At 74.3% G+C, this 731-nt stretch carries 1 protein-coding gene; it reads right to left on the reverse strand.

What is annotated here, in order from left to right:
• Positions 1–708: helix-turn-helix transcriptional regulator (locus tag L810_RS43605; RefSeq protein WP_042978528.1), on the reverse strand; the 708-nt coding region annotated here is incomplete at its 3' end.
• Between the last annotated feature and the right edge of the window lie 23 nt (positions 709–731).

Here is a 731-nt window from a genome sequence, read left to right on the forward strand (position 1 = left end):
GCGCAGGCCGCCTTCGCGTTCGAACACGTCCTGCGATGCCCAGTACTGCGCGAAGGCATCGCTGCCGGCGGTCAGTGCGTCGATCAGCGCACGCGTGGGCGCGTCGGTCAGGTGCCGGATCGAATCGGCGCGGAATTCGGCCGCGAGCCGCCGCGCGCGGGTTTCCCAGTCGACGATCAGCGTGCGCGCGGCCGGCGACATGAAGGTGAAGCGCAGCAGGTTGCGGTCGTGCTCGCCGTCGAGCCAGCCGGAAAAGAGCGCGGCGGCCGGTGCGTTCCACGCGAGTGCGTTCCATTGCCGGTCGAGCACGTAGGCGGGTGTCGCGATGGCCGCGACGGTCGCGGCGAGCGTCGGCGGCAGGTCGCCGCCCGCGACGTCGGGCTCGGCCGGGTCGCGCTGCGCGGCCAGCTCGAACAGGTACGCGCGCTCGGCCTTCGACAGTTGCAGCGCGACGGCGATCCGCGCGAGTGCGTCGGCCGACGCGGACACGGGGCGGCCCTGTTCGATCCACGTGTACCAGGTGGGGCTGACGCCGCAGAGCTGCGCGACTTCCTCGCGCCGCAGCCCCGGCGTGCGGCGGCGCGGGCCGGGCGGCAGGCCGACGGCCTGCGGCGACAGCCGCTCGCGGTGGGCGCGGATGAATTCGCCGAGCGCACGGGCGGGCGTGGCGTCGAGCGGCGGGACGGGGACGGAGGACGGCTGGTTCATGCGGAAACGGCGAAGTGGAGGCG

The organism is Burkholderia sp. AU4i (assembly GCF_000466765.1).
In the GTDB taxonomy this organism is placed as follows: Bacteria; Pseudomonadota; Gammaproteobacteria; order Burkholderiales; family Burkholderiaceae; genus Burkholderia; species Burkholderia cepacia.